At 42.5% G+C, this 17,788-nt stretch carries 21 protein-coding genes and 1 tRNA gene; 9 read left to right on the forward strand and 13 right to left on the reverse strand.

The window, feature by feature from the left end; translation table 11 throughout:
* Positions 1–257: 257 nt before the first annotated feature.
* A complete protein-coding gene (locus JMA39_RS00005) occupies positions 258–617 on the reverse strand; it encodes a helix-turn-helix domain-containing protein (RefSeq protein WP_041416154.1) in 360 nt (119 codons plus the stop codon).
* Positions 618–691: 74 nt separating this feature from the next.
* Between JMA39_RS00005 and JMA39_RS00010 the strand changes: the two genes are divergently transcribed.
* A complete protein-coding gene (locus tag JMA39_RS00010) occupies positions 692–1,174 on the forward strand; it encodes a lecithin retinol acyltransferase family protein (protein ID WP_202719807.1) in 483 nt (160 codons plus the stop codon).
* Between the two features lie 40 nt (positions 1,175–1,214).
* On the opposite strand, the gene JMA39_RS21365 is transcribed toward JMA39_RS00010, so the two are convergent.
* The 9 genes from JMA39_RS21365 to JMA39_RS00055 form a co-directional block, all read right to left on the reverse strand.
* Positions 1,215–1,604 (reverse strand): helix-turn-helix transcriptional regulator, encoded by a 390-nt coding sequence (locus JMA39_RS21365; protein WP_041416153.1) that lies wholly within the window; start codon positions 1,602–1,604, stop codon positions 1,215–1,217.
* 393 nt (positions 1,605–1,997) lie between these two features.
* Positions 1,998–3,035 carry a S1 family peptidase gene (locus JMA39_RS00020; protein WP_202719808.1) on the reverse strand — a complete coding sequence of 346 codons (1,038 nt, stop codon included), beginning with the start codon at positions 3,033–3,035 and terminating at the stop codon, positions 1,998–2,000.
* A gap of 51 nt (positions 3,036–3,086) precedes the next feature.
* Positions 3,087–3,641, reverse strand: a complete 555-nt coding sequence (locus tag JMA39_RS00025; RefSeq protein ID WP_202719809.1) for a hypothetical protein — start codon at positions 3,639–3,641, stop codon at positions 3,087–3,089.
* Complete coding sequence (locus tag JMA39_RS00030; RefSeq protein WP_202719810.1) at positions 3,634–4,221, reverse strand: ComF family protein; 588 nt, start codon at positions 4,219–4,221, stop codon at positions 3,634–3,636. The genes JMA39_RS00025 and JMA39_RS00030 overlap by 8 nt, the downstream gene beginning before the upstream one ends.
* A 453-nt stretch (positions 4,222–4,674) precedes the next feature.
* Positions 4,675–5,547, reverse strand: a complete 873-nt coding sequence (locus tag JMA39_RS00035; protein ID WP_202719811.1) for a hypothetical protein — start codon at positions 5,545–5,547, stop codon at positions 4,675–4,677.
* A 254-nt stretch (positions 5,548–5,801) separates the two neighbouring features.
* A complete protein-coding gene (locus tag JMA39_RS00040) occupies positions 5,802–6,203 on the reverse strand; it encodes a hypothetical protein (protein WP_202719812.1) in 402 nt (133 codons plus the stop codon).
* An 84-nt stretch (positions 6,204–6,287) separates the two neighbouring features.
* Positions 6,288–7,247 carry a hypothetical protein gene (locus tag JMA39_RS00045; RefSeq protein ID WP_202719813.1) on the reverse strand — a complete coding sequence of 320 codons (960 nt, stop codon included), beginning with the start codon at positions 7,245–7,247 and terminating at the stop codon, positions 6,288–6,290.
* 195 nt (positions 7,248–7,442) lie between these two features.
* Positions 7,443–7,518: transfer RNA gene (locus JMA39_RS00050), tRNA-Arg, on the reverse strand.
* A gap of 189 nt (positions 7,519–7,707) precedes the next feature.
* The gene (locus tag JMA39_RS00055) at positions 7,708–8,877 is read right to left on the reverse strand and encodes a flagellar assembly protein FlgT (RefSeq protein ID WP_202719814.1); all 1,170 of its coding nucleotides are present in this window, start codon (positions 8,875–8,877) and stop codon (positions 7,708–7,710) included.
* A 254-nt stretch (positions 8,878–9,131) separates the two neighbouring features.
* On the opposite strand from JMA39_RS00055, the gene JMA39_RS00060 reads away from it, so the two are divergent.
* Together JMA39_RS00060 and JMA39_RS00065 are read left to right on the forward strand one after the other, a co-directional pair.
* Entirely contained in the window at positions 9,132–9,761 is a 630-nt protein-coding gene (locus JMA39_RS00060) for a FlgO family outer membrane protein (protein ID WP_202719815.1), read from the forward strand.
* Positions 9,762–10,208, forward strand: coding sequence for an LPP20 family lipoprotein (locus JMA39_RS00065; RefSeq protein WP_202719816.1), 447 nt, complete (start codon positions 9,762–9,764; stop codon positions 10,206–10,208).
* Between the two features lie 218 nt (positions 10,209–10,426).
* On the opposite strand, the gene JMA39_RS00070 is transcribed toward JMA39_RS00065, so the two are convergent.
* The 3 genes from JMA39_RS00070 to flgA all read right to left on the reverse strand — a co-directional run bounded on the left by JMA39_RS00070 (position 10,427) and on the right by flgA (position 12,074).
* Positions 10,427–10,852 carry a flagella synthesis protein FlgN gene (locus JMA39_RS00070; RefSeq protein WP_202719817.1) on the reverse strand — a complete coding sequence of 142 codons (426 nt, stop codon included), beginning with the start codon at positions 10,850–10,852 and terminating at the stop codon, positions 10,427–10,429.
* Between the two features lie 97 nt (positions 10,853–10,949).
* The gene (gene flgM, locus JMA39_RS00075; protein WP_202719818.1) at positions 10,950–11,267 is read right to left on the reverse strand and encodes a flagellar biosynthesis anti-sigma factor FlgM; all 318 of its coding nucleotides are present in this window, start codon (positions 11,265–11,267) and stop codon (positions 10,950–10,952) included.
* Positions 11,268–11,366: 99 nt separating this feature from the next.
* Positions 11,367–12,074 (reverse strand): flagellar basal body P-ring formation chaperone FlgA, encoded by a 708-nt coding sequence (gene flgA, locus JMA39_RS00080; RefSeq protein ID WP_237732512.1) that lies wholly within the window; start codon positions 12,072–12,074, stop codon positions 11,367–11,369.
* A gap of 269 nt (positions 12,075–12,343) precedes the next feature.
* Here flgA and JMA39_RS00085 point away from each other — a divergent pair, with 269 nt between their 5' ends.
* The 6 genes from JMA39_RS00085 (at position 12,344) to flgE (ending at position 17,500) form a co-directional block, all read left to right on the forward strand.
* Entirely contained in the window at positions 12,344–13,264 is a 921-nt protein-coding gene (locus JMA39_RS00085; RefSeq protein ID WP_202719820.1) for a chemotaxis protein CheV, read from the forward strand.
* A gap of 125 nt (positions 13,265–13,389) precedes the next feature.
* Complete coding sequence (locus tag JMA39_RS00090) at positions 13,390–14,229, forward strand: CheR family methyltransferase (protein WP_202720337.1); 840 nt, start codon at positions 13,390–13,392, stop codon at positions 14,227–14,229.
* A gap of 164 nt (positions 14,230–14,393) precedes the next feature.
* On the forward strand, positions 14,394–14,792 hold the full coding sequence (flgB, locus tag JMA39_RS00095) for a flagellar basal body rod protein FlgB (RefSeq protein WP_202719821.1): 399 nt from the start codon (positions 14,394–14,396) through the stop codon (positions 14,790–14,792).
* 2 nt (positions 14,793–14,794) lie between these two features.
* Positions 14,795–15,211, forward strand: coding sequence for a flagellar basal body rod protein FlgC (flgC, locus tag JMA39_RS00100; protein ID WP_202719822.1), 417 nt, complete (start codon positions 14,795–14,797; stop codon positions 15,209–15,211).
* 25 nt (positions 15,212–15,236) lie between these two features.
* Entirely contained in the window at positions 15,237–16,049 is an 813-nt protein-coding gene (gene flgD / locus JMA39_RS00105; RefSeq protein WP_202719823.1) for a flagellar hook assembly protein FlgD, read from the forward strand.
* A gap of 89 nt (positions 16,050–16,138) precedes the next feature.
* Entirely contained in the window at positions 16,139–17,500 is a 1,362-nt protein-coding gene (gene flgE / locus JMA39_RS00110; protein WP_202719824.1) for a flagellar hook protein FlgE, read from the forward strand.
* The last annotated feature ends 288 nt before the right edge of the window (positions 17,501–17,788 follow it).

The raw sequence follows: 17,788 nt of genomic DNA on the forward strand, positions 1-17,788 counted from the left end.
TCCGACTCAAGAGATCGCAAGCATTGAATATCGATGTGTGATGCAAATTATTAGTGGTGGGGGTAGACTGTACTACTACGACAATTTTGACTGGTATTTATCCCGTCAATTTCCCCTAGTAATGACAACTTTTGATGCTTAAGCTGTGGTGGCAGTAGTAGTTGTATGCTAGTTAAAGTCAACTTAACGGTAACAGTAATTATCAGGAAGTAGCCCATAGCTCACCCGCCAATAGGACGATGTATTTGAGTTATGAATTATCGCTTTGATAGAATTCCGACCAAAAGAGCACCAAGAGCCGCGCCTACAACTATCTTCCCAGTATCCGACTCTAGACTTCCCCTTGTCTGCGCAATTACTCGGTAACCATTAGATTTTAAAGAATCTATTGATTTTTCAACATGCATAAAAAGTTCGCTAGGACTAATCTGCAATGCATTGCAAGTAAGGAATATTTGGTCAGTGCTCATTGAAGACTTTCCACTCTCAAGTCGGCTATATGAAGCTTGAGAAATCCCAAGCTGGGCTGCTATTTCGGCTTGTTCTTTTATTAAAGCTTTACGCCTACTAGCAATGATTGAGCCTAGAACTGCGGAATAAGTAGTCAGATTATCCATAAAAGCCTTGATTGTGAATTCGAATACGTTTAACGTATATACTTTAAACGTATGTGTATAGGGTATTTGTATTAATGAATAATAACTTAAAACCGGGATCTTTACTATTTAGAAGTAAAGGTATTGTCGAGCATGTTGGTGTGTATTTGGGAGGAGATCGTGTCATACACTCAAGCCCTGAAACAGGGGTTAAAGTGGTTCTTATCAAGGAATTTTGTAAGGGAAAAGCTATTAAGGTTCAAAATGTTGAAGATCTTGACGTCGAGACTTTATCAGCAAGGATTGAAACTATCTTTGCTGGTTCAACTGAATACTGTCTAACAAGCCGTAACTGCCAACATATAGCAAACTATCTGATTCATGGGACTCCAGTAAGCCCACAGTTAAGGTGGGCTTTACTTGGTGGCGTACTGGGAAGCCTTTTCGCGACCTATCGAGGATCAAATTCAATGCTGTACCTAGCTGGCGGAGCGTTGCTTGGGTGTTTAGTATACTCTGGTAGTTTAAAGTATGATTTGCTTCTAAACGAGAATGAAATTGGTAGTGCAATACTATAGCTTGGATATTCTCTGTGAGCGTCAGGAAGGCTATAGTGATTTAATCATTGAGTCTTTCCGCCATTTTATTTTGAATCCAATCTTCGAGCTCTTTCCGTACCCAAACTACAGAACGACTGCTTAGTGAAATTGATTTAGGGAAGTCCTGTTGATTCATTTTTGTATAAATAGTAGATCGACTTAAGCTCGTCATTTGGATGACCTCTTTGATTTTTATTAAGTCATTTGGCTGCTTTTTCGGATCTGGAGGGCACAAAGAGGCTTGAGTTAATGTCGCTATAACTGCTTTCTCATTAATACTGGTTTTTAGCTGAGCCTCTATCGTATTGATGTACTTTAAGTTCAGTTCTAGCGCTCTGATAGCACCCTCAGTAGTCGATTTTATATGTGAAAGTTGATTGCTAATTATTTCATACTCTGACTTCTTCATAACTCTGCATTCCAGGCCAATAACAAAAAACGTGTCACTACTCTAGACTCATTAGCTTGTCTTGTCGTCTGACTTCATGATAATCACTATGCTTATACTTGACCATTATCAGAGTTGTAATCGCCTAAAGTTTTTTGGCTCACCCGATAGCGCTGATTTAATACCTATGATGAAGTGGTTGCAACTTCTAGTTACCGTGAATTTGAGCCAGTTTAAGCAGTAAAACATACGGTTTACCAATGGCTTGCCAACTTAACGATAATAACTATTATCGTTAAGTTGGTCAGAGTTACTTCTCTTAGAGATATTATTCTTGAGGAAAAACTAGACAACATTAAGAGCTAAGGTTAGCTAGCAAAAATATCTTACCTGTCAACGGTAGGGAGGCTTCTTCTAGAACCATCCACTCGTATATCTTTCTTTCACTAAAGAGTATCCTAAATCTAGAAGTGCATCCCGCGCGGCATAGCTGGCTTGTTTCAATAGTTTTGGGGAGGGATTGTCTACAGGTGTGGCGAGTAATGTACAGTCTTCAATTTTGTGTATATTTAACGGGCATACAGCAACAAAGGCATTCACAGCTTGCTCTCGTTCCTTTTTGCTGAAACATGAAATTTCTATAAAAACATCTCTACCATCGTCATAAACATATATTTGAAAATCGTGCTCATGAGGGTTTAGCTCTGTTGTACTTGGTAGTGCGAGCTTAACGGTCACAAGTGATTCGATATCACGCTGATATTCAGTTTCATCTGGATCCCACCCACATTTTAAAGCCAAATCAGCAGCTGCTGTGATACTTAGGCATGCCATAAAACCTGTTTCGACAGCGTTGCTGTCACGTACTAAACTTTCGGTCACCAGTCCAATTGCTTTACCGTCGTCATTAATGATTGGGCCTCCACTAAATCCACCTCTAGCTGTTGCAGATACTATGTAGCTGAGATATTCACTTCCTCTAATGTTAATGAGTGCACTTACTGTAGCGTCGACGGCGACTTGGAAAGGGTGAACGGTTAATGGAATTGGTGGGTAACCAATACATAATACCTTTGATAAAAGCGCTAAATCCTCAGATTGATAAATGTCATGAGTAGAATTAAGCTTAATTGATGGTAGTCTTTCTTGCAGTTCGACTTGAAAGATAGCAACATCATCAGCTTCAACCTCTGCAAAGATAGGTTCTGAGATCACTTTTAGACTTAAAGGACGTTCAATCTCTGACAATGGAAGTGCGTGAGCGTCTTGTGTTCTTAGCTGTGGTTGAGTTATTCCTACTTCAATAATCTTGTTATTCTGAATAACATGTTTTGCTGTAACAAAGTAGCCTTGGCCAATGTGAAATGCGGTACCAATAGACTCATCTCCATTAGAAGTTGATACTGTTACGTAAGCGATACTGCGCCTACACTCACGATATAGCTTCTGCAAAGTACTCACCTAGATTGTAGGCTCAACGCCTGATTTAAGTCCGAAAGCTTCTTAGAACAAACTGTCTTGTTCATTTTTAAACATTTCAATTGAAGATAGCAATCCAACTTTTTTATCAGCCTTGGACAAAGCAGACTCACTCATATATGACACTATAGTTTCCAAGTCTGTTACTGTTTTCACTTTTACAAATAATTTTTCTTTGTTTATGAAAACGAGAGAATTTTTTCCCCTCTTCAATAGTTCAATTGTATTACTGAGAGTGCCTGTACTCTTTGTATCCCAGATCATTAAGCCATAATCGCAGTCTTCAGCCATTACTAGATCTTTAGCTGTGAAGTATGCTCTAGTTCCTGATGCATACTTCGTCTGTACATTATTTGTCTTCCATTTTCCAACATTATTTCGGGGTTGTTGCCCTGCACAGTAGACCTCAACAGACTGTGCACCATTCTCAAATAGATAGCTCTGAATAGATGTGTCGACACCATCGGCATCTCCAACTAAAACCTTATATTCAGAATTGATAATATTGTCGATACGGCGTAAAACATCTTGGTTGATGTTTTTAATTCCCATTGAGCCCGATATAAATACTTTATGCATTGTGTTTCCTGGTTGCAGTTGCGACAAATATATTTCTAACTTTCTTGTACTCTCTTAGGATATTAGTGGCGGCCTCCAACGAAGCTCCTGAATCATAGAGATCGTCAATAATTAAAACATCATATTGAGCATTACCTAGCAAATCATTAATAGCCAATGCCTGCACTAGAGTCTCTACCTTGTCCTTACGACTCTCTATGTCCTTCATTTGAGGCGTGTCTTTAGTTTTTATTAATAGATTTTCATAGCATGGAATACCCATGTTCTTTGCAACTATTTGAGCAATTTCTATTACGGGCTGTCTCGCTCGTTGTTTCGATGGGGGCATAGGTATAACTAAGCTAGCGCTTGAAAACAGCTTTGCAAGAGAGTCACTTAACTGATTGGCTATAAGAGGTATCTGATTGAAATCTGAACGGTATTTTAACTGATAAAGTGCTTCGCCAACTTCAGATCTTGTTGTATCAAACGTTGCGTGCCCCCATTGATTGTCGCCAAGGTAAGTACTTGATAGAACGTGCTTATCAAGCGAGTACCCTAAGTTCCAGTTACCATCTATTCTTTGAACGTTAATTTCCATATTAATTCCTTGTTCGAACCTAGTACTATCGTTTACGCCAACCGTTAAGTAGGTTGCAAATACTTCCCATCTAGGTTAGGTCAGCCCATAAGCTTGTTAGCACTCTAACATGTTGTCCACTTTGACCTTTTTTTAGTTTGCTATCAATAGTGAAAGGTTGTTTTTTATGTTGTTTGTGAAAAGAATTAGCAGAAATAAAATGAATAATGCCGAAGTAATGAATATTAAGAATGACGAATTCTTAGACTAATTAACTCGTCTAGTTTGCCATACTGCTCTATCTCTAGAACTGTTACACTAAGTGTTACACCATCTGTTACACACGTTAGTGGTTACTTACTATGAAGCTCAATAAAATTAAATTACGTGAGTTGGCTCAGTTAGCTTATCGGCCAACTCACAAGGTATATGATTTTTTTAGATATTTTCCTTAGTTATTACTGAGGCTAATGCTTACCAGCCTTGATAGTTTTCGAGTAGCCTCTTTAGAATGTCTTTTTGCGCATCATCGAGTTGCATGCACATGTCGCCAAACTGAGGGTAGCGGAAACCGCGAGCAATTTGCTCTCGTTCATCCTCATTAGCAAGGTCAATCTTTGTGATTTCAAGGGATTCACTCTTATCAGCAAGGCTTTGTGACATCATTAGCGCTGTGGTATCTCGCGTGTTATAGCAACTTGCTAAGGCGTAGCTCAGAAGCCTGTCAGCATTACCTTTGCAGCCAAATATGAGCTTTCTAATATCAAGATCGATTTCATAAATGTCTTTAACTTCGTCAAGTCTCTTTAGATGTGGGGCGAGGGTATAACCACGTCCTAAATAAGTCAGACAATCTTTGACGACTTCTAAAAAAGCCACTTGTTTTGATTGGTTCTTTTTAGCATAGGTTAGCTTCTCTATTAAAAGTTGAGTTAGCGCTTCTCCTATGTTTCGTGCATTTGGAACAGAGACTTCCATATGGTTAATACCACTGCCGTTTACCCACCAATAGCCCTTGTAAACACCGTTACGTGAGTAAAGACCAAATTCAGTATGCTCGATTCCAAAAGTTGACTTTACAAGCTTAGGTAGTGCTTCATTAAAGCTTTGCACGTTATGAACACCATTACCCCAGCAAATGTATCGCAATGCTTCTTCATAGCTGATGGACTGCTCCATTTTGAGTTTCTCAGCATTATCTTTGGCTTGCTTAACGCTTAATCCACTAGGGAAGGTTAATACGTTCTCAAGTAAAGGAAGCTCAATTAGGTGGTGAGTAACGACAAATTGTCCTTCTGTTTGAGGTAAAGGTTGCATTACTGCAATAGTGTTAACATCATAAGTCATAATCTATTCTCGATAAGTGTAAAAAGAATCTGCTCCATATAAGGCGTTGGTAGCAGTAGAGTTAATCAATATTTTTTGTTCTTCTGGCTCAATTAGCACCACTGGTACTAACCGTCTTTTTGTGTCAGAGCCCTATCGGCACTGATACAAAATGCAACTGGTGTCAGACTCGTACGAGCTCTAACTGTGTTCCAAAAATATGGATGTAGCTAAAAAGGTGCTAAGAAAGCGAGCCATTGGCTCGCTAATAATCGCTATAAACTGTCCTCCAATTTTTGTGCCCAATGTTGTTCAGCGATGTCGAAGTAAATTTCAGGCGGTAATCCAAAAAGCGCCTCAAACTCATCTTCAAACAAACCGCAGAAGCTTTGTATTTCCTCTTTGAGTAGCAGTAACACCATGTACATGTCCAAATCTTCCAGATACTGACTATCTAGCTCTGGATGTTCTTCACGTATTGATTTACTGATACTCATGCCTAAAATCCTTCCTGCAGAATCTCTGTGTTGATAGATATATCGACCGAATGAGAGCTCGATTTCCCTTTCGTCTATTTTTAGGTGTTCTGCATATAGCAGTACAGTGCAGTGATCACTCCAAGGTGATTTGGATTGCCTTTGATACTCTCTAATAAAATGTGACTTTTTATTGCTCATAGTGATACCTAGTTACCTATATTGTCTTCTCTAAGTAACTAGGTCCCACTAAGGGAGAATTTTGGAGTTTGATTTTTAAATGGATTAGTTAGATATAGCCTGAGAGCCTTCTCTACGTTTTCTTTCTGCTAGAAACCAGTTGTAGATTTTAGTTCGGAAGTTATGCTCATCGTCGACTCTAAGCTCATATTTTTCGGCAATATCTTTAATTTTATGCAGAAGTTGTTTAGAGGCCTGAGATGGGTTTCTGTAGTTTTTTGCGTTATACAGTTCAATAGCTTTTTCTTTCAACTTTCTATTTAATTCATGACGCTTATCATTTCCTTTTTTACTACGTGACTTTAGTTGTTCTTCATAAACGACAGCTTCTACCATTTGGTCTCTATCAAGTTTAGTCTTTGAAACATAATGCTTCATAACCTCAGTGATTAGGCTTGTTCTAAAATGTAAGGCTTCGGAATGTAGCTCTTTTTGATAGCACCTTTGCATGCCGCTAAAGAAGGCGTACAAACTTTCTCTATGTGTATCATCATTGTCGAATGTATAGTTACGAAATACTCGATTGAACATTTCTAGTATGCGGTTCTCAGAGTCGTCCTGATCGGATTTAGATAAAATTTCTTTATAAATCTGGGGAGTGCCTGAATCATTACCTACGGTAAAGCTCATTTGGAATATGCCCCCGAGAAGCGAACCGAGTACTAAGCTACCGTAATATCTTGAGTCATTTACTTCATCAAAGGCGTTAAGTCGACTTGAATTTTCGATGTTTTTTAGAAAGCCGTTTATGGCTTTTTCCCCATTTGTTACCTGATGCTCATAGTAGACATGTAGAGTTAATAGTTGTATTAGGTACTCTCTGAGTCCTGTAAGGTGATTATCGATGAATTTGAATTTATCAGGCTCTAACTCTGCTAGCTTGTCTAAAGGATGCTCCTCGAAGATAGTTGGGTAGGCAAAGGCATATAATGTTTCATTGCAGATAAGAATCTGCTCAGGAATAAACTGAAGAAGTGGGAAGTTAATAATGCTGCTTAATCTCATGCTCACGTTGCTGACTTGTAAATTGTGAGTTAAGTATCCATTGGTTTTTTTAGTGTGGCTATGTGTAAAATGTTAGAATTCGTAAATGAAGGTGACTGTTGAAATGAAGCTCAATGTTCTGTAGCGGCACTGGTGCGGCACAGAATAACTGTTGAAGTCGTAACTTATTGAATTGCATATACAAAGAAGTGTATATGGTCTCCCCACAGGGACTCGAACCCCGATCGATCGCTTAGGAGGCGACTGCTCTATCCTGTTGAGCTATAGGGAGACGTCAGTGATTATACTGGTTTTCATCTCGATGAAAAGGGGGGATGAAAAGTCTTTAAATTTAGTTGTTTATTAAATGTGCGTAATTAGGGCGTTTTACCGACGAATGGCAACTATTCTTAGCCATTCGCCAGTTTTGTAGTGAGTCGTTCAGCAGGCGAGGCCACTCAAGAGCTGGTTTATCGTTCCATTATAGCTTTATCGCCAGATCATTTATCTGGATATTGAGCGATGCGGCGATGCCATCTAATACTGCAGTAGCGCTCTCCTCAGTCACTTGGTCAATGGTGATAGTGGCTTTGCTTTTGCCTGCGACGGCGCGCATATTGTCGAGCCTATCGGGGATATTTTGCTGTAACACGAGCTGCAGAGTGTCTCCAACCCGAATGCCGTGGCGTCTGCCTAGATTAATAATGATCCTATCAACTTGTTTCGAAACGACTTGTCCGAGCAAAGGACGACAGTTTAGGGTGTTGTCGATATCGTGAGCGACTTCGGCTAACACAAGATCGATGGCTTGACCGTACTCAGAGCTCCAAAAGGTCTCGCTATTGGAGTTGACCGTTTGCTGACGCTTAAACTCCCACTCGGCGGCTTGGCTATACTGCTGGCTCCAAATCTTCTCTCCGCTTATGCCGTGGAATAGAGACACGCGGATTTGAAAGCTACGCATGGGATCGTTGTCCCAAAGACCTAAAGTACTGGTGAAAGGCTCTGTGGAGATGTCGATGATTTCTGGCAATAGAATATACTGACTGTCGGTGATCTCGCTAAGCCAACTGGGTAAGCGGTAGCCACGGATATCAATTAGGGCTTGATCGACATCTAAACGTTCATTTGCATGAGTTTGAGCAAAGCTGCTATTGGAGTTTTGTTCTAGTACGCGGGCGAGTCGCTCAGATAGATTTTGTTCAAATAAGCCAATATTGCCGTACCTAAGTTGAGTCCTATCTTTGATCAATGCCTGAGGGACTAAAATTGCCGCTTTAAGCTGGCTTCCCTGACAGGTGTCGTTAAGCGGTTCAATGATATCGATACGCACATTTACCGTGATCTGACCATTTTCGATACGTTCACTAACCAGTTCAATATTTTGGCTCTGTGCCTGCTGCTCCATGGTGAAGGAGTTATTCACTAGCTGGCCATTTTTTACTGTCTGCTGGCTGCTGAAACGGGCACCAGATTGCAAGGTCGCATAGCTAACAGCCTGATGAATGGCATTCTCTCTGGCTTGGGTGACATCGTTATCTGTGATCTTGGCTTGGCCGCTAGCGGTAATCCATTTCGCCTGCACCGGTAAAGCCAGTACAGATGACACTAAGCACATGAGTGCGGTTGTAAAATATTGCGCTGGTTTCATCTCACCTTTCCAGTTTTTAGAAATTAATAACCTAGGATTTTGTCCGTCGAATATCTGACGAACTCAAATGCTTAGCTTAGTGTTAAGCAATTAACGTGCCTCTCCTTGTGTTGGCTGGAGCTTTCTTGCGATGAAAAGCAATAAAGTTTCTCGCTTATTTGCCGATAAGAATTAATAGCACTAAATTCGTGGTAACAACACGGAATGTGGCCTTGAAGCTGTATGACCATATTCGTCCAATCGGAATTTAAGAAATGTATAAGCTAATTACTTTATTGCCTTTTTTGTTTGCTTTAGGTTGCGAGAGTACCGATGCCAATAATCAGACTGAGTCGCAGATGATGAACGGCCATGGTTTGCCCCATACAGAGGCGGTTAATCATCTGTCACAGCAGATGACGAATGAATTAGTGCGTCAAAATGATAGTTTGCGTTCAGACCAGCCTCTGTTGGTTGCAACCCCTGTGTTGTTATCAGATCTGAAGACCACCAATGCGTTGGGGCTTCAGTTTCAGCAAGGCTTAATTGCAAGCTTGCATGATCATCAATTTAACCTAGTTGATATTAATGTCAGTGATGCGCTTAAGGTGACGCCTGATGGGGAGTTTATTTTGACCCGAGACTGGCAGCAATTACCCTCAGACATACCTGTTGAGAATGTGGTGGTTTCCACCATGAGCTTTTCGACCCAAGGCGTTGCGATTAATAGCCGTATCGTCAATGTCACCAATAACCGTGTGGTATCGGCGGCTCAGGGCTTTGTCAATGCGAGTGTAATGTCAGAGTATATTCGCCCATCAGAGAAAGTCGTATCAGAGAATGGCTTACTCTATCGGGGGGCCAATACTGGTCAACGCACAGTCAAGATTGTAGGAGATAAATAGATGAAAGCCGTTATCTTATGTGCAGCATTGGTATTGTCTGCTTGTTCAGCACAAGACAGATATGTGCAGTATGAAACCGAAGCGCCGAGCTCTTTTCCTAAGTTGACCGCCATCGGCTACGCTCCCCTCAATACCCAGCCTGCAACAGAACAGTCACAACAGGTGTTAATGGCGATGCAGGCATCAAAGATTGCCGCCTATCGTGAGCTAGCCGAACAGGTTTATGGTCAGCAACTGAGTGCGACTAGTCAGGTTCGAGATTGGATGTTATCGGGCGATGAAATTCAAGCGTCGGTTTCAGGTGTGATCCGCGGGGCGAAGGTGGTAAAGAGTTATCCTGCTGGCGAGCACTATGTAACTGAGCTAGAACTAGATTTCGAGCAAGTCTGGGCGCTGTATCAGCAGCAGCACCGCTCGCAAAGAGTAAAAGAGATCACCTATTTTTAAGGCTAAGAAGGGCGGACTTCGTCCTGCTAGAGCGCTTCGCTTCTAGGGGCTAGAGCGTTCGCAGGCTCACTTCGAGGAAAAACACAAGAAAAGTCAAAAGAATGCATAGGTTTATGTATGTTATTGCTTTGGTCTTTATGCTTTTCTAGCTCCTAGAAGTCGCAACGCGACGCCCTCGAAGTGACGCAGTCACGTCCTAGCAGCGCAGCGTCCTTCTTTTAAGCTTTTAAATTATTACCAAGAGTGGAGATACTTGAGGTTTTGCCTTTACCGTCATAGGTAAGGCTAGAGGCGTTACGACTGACTTGCAACGCCTGAGAGAATCGATTCAAGCTGGCTAAACTTAATTCGATTAACGACTCATTTTCTGCGTTGAGTTGCTGACACTCGGCTAATAGTTGTTTGGTGTTAGCAACTTGCTGCGATAGCTCAGGATCCGAGTTTAACAAGGCAAGATCTGGCTGCTGTGCAATTATCTCATCATTATGTTTAAGGCTCGCCAGTAGGTTCGCTTTAGTGCTCGCTAACGACAATAGAGCATCGGCCTGCTGTGCATGCAAGGCTTGCTTTTCTTGGTTAACCAAGTCTTTTAGTTCACTTAGCACCTGGTGTTGAGCGCTAAGTAGTTGAGGTAAATTTGTCATAATGCCCTGTCTATTTCTACTCTATCGTGTTCGTTACGTTTCACAATTGATGAGCCTTAATACCGTTACTCAGTAAACGAAAGCGGGTAGATAAGGCTTAATTTAAGTCTTTTAGTTCATTTTCAAAGCTAGCGATGTTTGTTGCAAGCTTTTCAGGATCGATTTTGTAACGACCTTCGGCAATGGCCGCCTTGATTTCATCAACTTTTTTCTGATCGATTTCAGGCATGTCGGCCATCTTTGTCTGTACATTTTGAATTTGTTGAGCCTGTGCGGTAATCGATACCGAGTCACTTTTCTGTGGCACTGGCGTAGCCGTTGCTGGTGCTGTTTGGGCTGATGCTGTTTTTGCACCATTCCCCGTTGTTACACGCGTATTGGCGTGAGAGTTTATTTGTTTAATATCAATAGCCATTTTGAGATCCAACAGTTAATAAAGAGAGTTTCTTACACATGCTATCGGCAGCATAGCTCACTACTTTAGGACTTTTTACGTTCTTATATTCTTACATTCTTACATTCTTACTTCGACTTGGCCAACGCCAGTAACACGCGCATCCAGTTTTTTATGGGAATGGCTATTTTTAATCCGAATTTTATCGCCAACATTGCCATCTTGAAGCGCTTCTCCCACAGTCTTAATCTCAAAGTTTTCTGAGCGAGCAAATATCGATACGTTGTCGCCTTTGCAGACGATGCAAAGCTGGTTGGCAAAGATGGGTTGCCCTGGAGCGACGCGTCTTTTAAGTCTTGCGCCTACAACTTGCGATAACTCCTCAAATTGCTGACCACGAATACTCGTCTGCTCTATATACTCTATCTCGATATCATCGCCGGAGAGCAGGTCACCAGGGCCCATGGTGGCCTTGGCAACGACGATGGGGTAGAGGATGTCGACTCGCACCGAAAGGAAAATTTGCCATGGATAGCTTAAGTCGGGGCTGTTACAACTGATTTTTACGGTGTTATTGCGACGAATCGCCCGGTCACTGGCTATTTCGGCCTTAATAGGTAGATAGCAGTTGGGCAGGTTGACGCGGGTATCTAAGCTCTGTGGCGTGATATTGATCCGAGCTTTTGTCGGTGCTTCAACTTTTTGTTCGACTGCCGCTATAGCTAATCGAGAAATGGTCGATATAGAGGGAATAGTGGCAGATTCTGCAGCAAGTGCTAGAGTTGGCATCAGAAGTGTGATGAAAAGTGAGCCCAAAAAGATTTTCATAATGAATGCAGTAGCTTGATTCGCTAGAATGCGCTTATATTTTGTAGTTTTTTGGACCGCAATCATCTCTATCCTTTTACATCGGTGAGCGTCATTAGTTTGACTGAAATTGTGTTGCTAAACTCAGATTCGTTATAGCTAAGCAAGTTGTATGCCTAAAATAGTATGGAATAGAGTGATAGAGACTAACATTTAGTATTTATTTGTACGAACTTCTTAAATTAAATCAGATATAAGCCTATTAGTAAGTAGGCACAGGGCAACATTATATGTCGAATATTCTTGAATCAGTAAACAAACGGACTCAGTTGGTAGGTCAAAATCGGCTAGAGTTGTTGTTATTTAAATTAAATGGACGTCAACGATTCGGAATTAACGTGTTTAAAGTGAAGGAGGTTTTACAATGTCCTCCTTTAACTAGCCTGCCAAAGTTGAACTCAAAAGTGCGTGGGGTTGCTCATGTGCGCGGTATGACCATTTCAGTGATTGACTTAAGTGCTGCAACGGGTGGCCGTCCGATTGAAGACATCAGTAACTGCTTTATCATTATCTCTGAGTATAATCGCAGCGTACAAGGCTTCTTGGTGAGTTCGGTTGAACGTATCATCAACATGAATTGGGAAGCGATTATGCCGCCGCCTCAGGGAGCCGGAAAGTTCTCTTACCTCACTGCGGTGACTGAGATTGAAGGCGAGTTAGTTGAGATTTTAGATGTAGAAAAAATTCTCGATGAGATCTCTCCGGTTAATACTAACACCAGTCAAGAACTCAATGATGCGTTAACCATCGATAGAGATCAGCATTATCATATTATGGTAATAGATGACTCTTCGGTTGCTCGTAAACAGATTATTCGTGCACTGACATCATTAGATCTGCAAATCGATACCGCTAAAGATGGTAAAGAGGCGCTAGAAAAACTTAGAGCCATGTCTAGCGGTCTTGAAGATCTGTCAACTGAGATCCCTTTGATTATTTCAGACATTGAGATGCCAGAGATGGATGGTTATACCTTAACGGCAGAGATCCGCGATGACCCTAAACTTAAGAATATTAAAGTGGTGTTGCACACTTCGTTAAGTGGGGTGTTTAACCAGGCAATGGTACAAAAAGTCGGTGCCAATGATTTTATCGCGAAATTCAATCCGGATGAATTAGCGGCAGCGGTAAATAAACACTTAAGCCTTTAAGTCGTTGTATTAAGTCGGAACGCAAACATCTCTTGCTTGTGTTTGCGTTGATGCTAAGGTATAACGCTGCGTTCGCTTTTTGGCAGCTGTTGGGCCTGTATGGTTTGTTTTATTGATATTAGGAAATTAGAGTGACGAATAAATCTCTTGCTGAGAATGAGTACAAGCAATTTAGATTATTCTTAGAACAGCACAGTGGTATTGTGCTGGGAGAAAATAAGCAGTATTTGGTGCGAAGCCGATTAGCGCCTCTAATGGGCAAGTACAACTTGCCATCCTTATCTGAAGTTGTAAAACAATCGATGAAACCTACTGAACGCCAATTACGTACAGAGGTTATCGATGCCATGACCACCAATGAAACCTTATGGTTTCGTGATCGTTACCCGTTCGAGTTGCTGTCGAACAGTATTTTGCCATCTTTTGGTCGTTTAGGGCGTCCGGTGAAGATATGGTCAGCGGCTTGTTCATCTGGCCAAGAACCATACTCTCTCGCCATGACGATTATAGAGCATCAACAACGTAAGCCTGGAGGCCTGCCTGGTAATGCCAACATTTTGGCTACGGACTTGTCGCCATCAATGCTCGAACGTTGTAAAAGTGGCGAGTATGATAACCTTGCTCTAGGTCGAGGCCTCTCGGATGAACGCAAGCGTCAGTTTTTTGATCTTTTACCCTCGGGTAACATGGTGATTAAAGATAACGTTAAGCGTTTAGTCAATTTTCGAGCGCATAACCTGCTTGAGAATTATACCTTACTGGGTAAATTCGATATCATTTTTTGCCGTAATGTATTGATCTATTTTTCACCAGAGGCAAAGCGGAAGATACTGCGGCAATTTGCTGCCGCATTGAACCCTAACGGCATACTGTTTCTTGGGGCATCCGAGTCTATAGCAGGCCTTTCAGATGAATTTGATATGATCCGTTGTAATCCAGGGATCTATTATCAAAAGCGAGTTTAATACTGGCTTTAACTTCAGTGAATATAGAAACGCGCCTATTATGGCGCGTTTTTTTATAGCTAATTTTTCTTTCTAAACTTATCTGAGCGCAAAACTTCTCGCTACCCTAGTGATTTGGCATAACTATTGCTTTGATTTAGCCGTATAGCTGAGGAGGCAATTTTATGGCGATTAGTTTTGATAAAGCATTAGGGGTTCATCAATACACTTTGGGGGTTCGTTCCCAACGTGCAGAGGTCCTATCTTCAAATATCGCTAACGCCGATACTCCGGGCTATAAAGCACGCGATGTCGATTTTTCAAAAGCAATGAGTGCAGCTCAGTCGCAGCAATCAGGCCTAGCTATGACCAAAAGTGACAGCAAACATTTTGATCTGGCAGCGCTAACTCAGCAGCATCTTGGTTATAGAGTGCCAAACCAGCCCGATACAGGCGATGGTAACACTGTCGATATTCAGCAAGAACAGTCTGCTTTTATGCAAAATGCGCTCGAATATCAGATGTCGCTCGGTTTTCTAGACAGTAAGTTCTCCGGTATGAAAAAAGCACTTAGAGGCAGTTAATCATGAGCTTATTTAATATTTTTAATGTTGCGGGTTCTGGTATGTCGGCCCAGTCAGTCAGGCTTAATACTACAGCCAGTAATATTGCCAATGCTGACTCTGTGTCGAGCAGTGTCGGAGAAACTTATCGTGCTCGTCATCCTATTTTTGAAGCTGAGATGAGCAAGGCTCAACAGCAACAGGGCGCCGCGCAATCAGTGGCCGTAAAAGGGATTGTAGAGAGTGACTTACCTTTAAATAAAGAGTTTTCACCTGATCACCCAATGGCGGATACCGATGGCTTTATCTATAAGCCAAATGTGAATGTGATGGAGGAGATGGCCAACATGATTTCAGCCTCTCGCTCTTACCAAATGAACGTACAAGTCACTGAAGCTGCAAAATCTATGCTTCAGCAGACACTTAGAATAGGCAAATAAACTCAGTGAAAGCTGGAGGTAAATTTTGAGCCTTATTAATCCGCTCACCGCAACGCAGCAGGCGCCAGGCCAGCCACAACAGGCTAATGCCATTTCGCCGCAAACTGCACAGGCAGCGACTCAGAGCTCGGCTGCATCGGCTACGAACACTGAGCAGACATCAACGGGGAACCCGTTTCTTGACGGTCTTCGTTTGCCTGAAGAAAACCCCATTCCTGAACCCAATAGTCAGGAGTTGACCCAAGAGGACTTCTTCTCGCTATTGAGCCAACAGTTGTCGATGCAAGATCCCTTTAAGCCAGTTGAAAATGATCAGATGATCCAGCAGATGGCGTCTTTCTCAACAGTCGACGGGATCAGTAAGCTTAATGAAGAGATTATTAACCTGAATGCGTTAACCAGCTCGAGTCAAGCTCTACAGGCATCGGGATTAGTTGGGCAAAAGGTACTTATTCCGTCAGACACGGCTCATATCTCGACCGAAGATCCGAGTATGAAGGGCATTATCAGTACGCCTTCGCCAATCGAGTCTATTACTGTCCGCATCGAAGACGAAAAAGGTCAGTTGATCACGACTTATAACGTGGATGGAAGCGCCGGCGGCAATATCGATGTTAGCTGGGATGGTTTAGATAAGAATGGCGAGCCTGTCGCAGAAGGTAATTATACCTTTAAGGCTAGCGGCAAGGTCGATGGAACAAGCGAAGAGCTACCCGTATCGACTTATGCCCATGTTACTAGCGTTTCATTAGGCACGGCGGCAACGGGTGCCATCTTGAATCTACGTGGCGTTGGCGGCATTAAGATTAGTGATGTGTTAGCGGTATCAGAGACCTAATTACTAGACAGATATTTTCAGGGGCGAGCTTGTACTCGATAAGTACCAAGCGTCTCTAAATCGAATTTTATAAAGGATTGAGGTGAACCATGTCATTTAACATTGCATTGAGCGGTATATCGTCTGCGCAAAAAGATCTAAATACAACGGCAAACAATATCGCAAACGTTAACACCACTGGCTTTAAAGAATCCCGTGCTGAATTTGCAGATGTGTATGCAAGTTCAATTTTTGCCAACAGTAAAACCACTGTCGGTGGTGGTGTGGCAACGAGTCAGGTGGCGCAGCAGTTCCATCAAGGCAGTATGCAGTTTACTAATAACTCGCTTGATATGGCGATCAATGGCGGTGGCTTCTTTGTGACCTCATCTGAAGTGGGTTCACAAGATCACTCTTACACTCGAGCGGGTGCGTTTAAATTTGACTCGAATAACTATATTGTCGATTCAGCGGGTAACTTTTTGCAGACTTTCCCAGTCGATAAAGACGGTAACTCGACATCGGTGAGTTTGACCACCACTAAGCCAGTACAGATCCCTGATACTGCAGGTAGTCCAGTTAAGACAGATAACGTCGGTATTCAGATGAACCTTAATGCTGGCGAGTCAACTCTTGACCCGGCTGCTTTCGATCCTGATGATCCAGATACATTCAACAACTCTACCTCTGTGACCATTTATGATTCACTTGGTGAGCCACATATTCTAACGTCCTACTTTGTTCGTCCACCAAATGCAGCGCATACAGGTGAGAGCAACTGGGTGGCTTTCTATGCCGTAGATGGTAAGCAAGTCGATTTGGACCCCGCATCAGGCGAGTATGATATTGATTCTAATGGTGACGGCACTGCTGATGGTAAAGCCAATGCAGAAAACGCGGCAGGTTGGAAAGGCGCTGCAATTTCTTTCAATGACACCGGCGCCTACACTGGCAGTAACCCTGCGGTTATTTCAACCGTTCCTTTAGGCGTTGGCGGTGCTAACGTACTCGGTCCTGGAGCCGATGGTAGCCAGACATTAACCCTGAACTTTAATAATCCAACGCAGTACGCTTCACCATTTGAGGTCACAGAGCTGACTCAAGACGGTACAACCGTTGGCCGTTTAACTAACGTTGAAGTCGGCGCCGATGGTCTGATCAATGCGAGTTACAGTAACGGCTCTACCGTACCGCTAGCACGTGTTGCCTTGGTGAGCTTTGCAAATGAGCAGGGATTATCTCAAGCGGGTAATACCTCTTGGAAGGCAAGTTTAGACTCAGGCCCAGCGTTAGCGGGTGAGGCTAATAGTGGTACTTTTGGTAGTATTCGCTCATCGGCCCTTGAGCAATCAAACGTAGATTTAACCACTGAATTAGTCGACTTGATCTCGGCTCAGCGCAACTTCCAGGCCAACTCAAGAACCCTAGAAGTGAACAACACGCTGCAGCAGACCGTTCTGCAAATTCGTTAATCTTTAAAAGCTAAGAAGGGCGCTTCGCTGCGAGAGCAGGCTGCGCCCTTCTAGAACGCTTCGCTTCTAGGGCGCTCGCAGGCTCACTTAGAGGAAAAGCACAAGAAAAGTCAAAGCATGTATAGGTTTATGTATGTTATTGCTTTGGTCTTTATGCTTTCCTAGCACCTAGAAGGAGCAACGCGACACTCTCGCAGTGACGTAGTCACGTCCTAGCAGCGTAGCGTCCTTCACTGATTTTCCGTAAGGCCGCAGGACGTTCGTTCCTGCCTTTCCGTCTTAGCTTCT

Source organism: Shewanella schlegeliana (genome assembly GCF_016765635.1).
GTDB classification, from domain to species: Bacteria; Pseudomonadota; Gammaproteobacteria; order Enterobacterales; family Shewanellaceae; genus Shewanella; species Shewanella schlegeliana.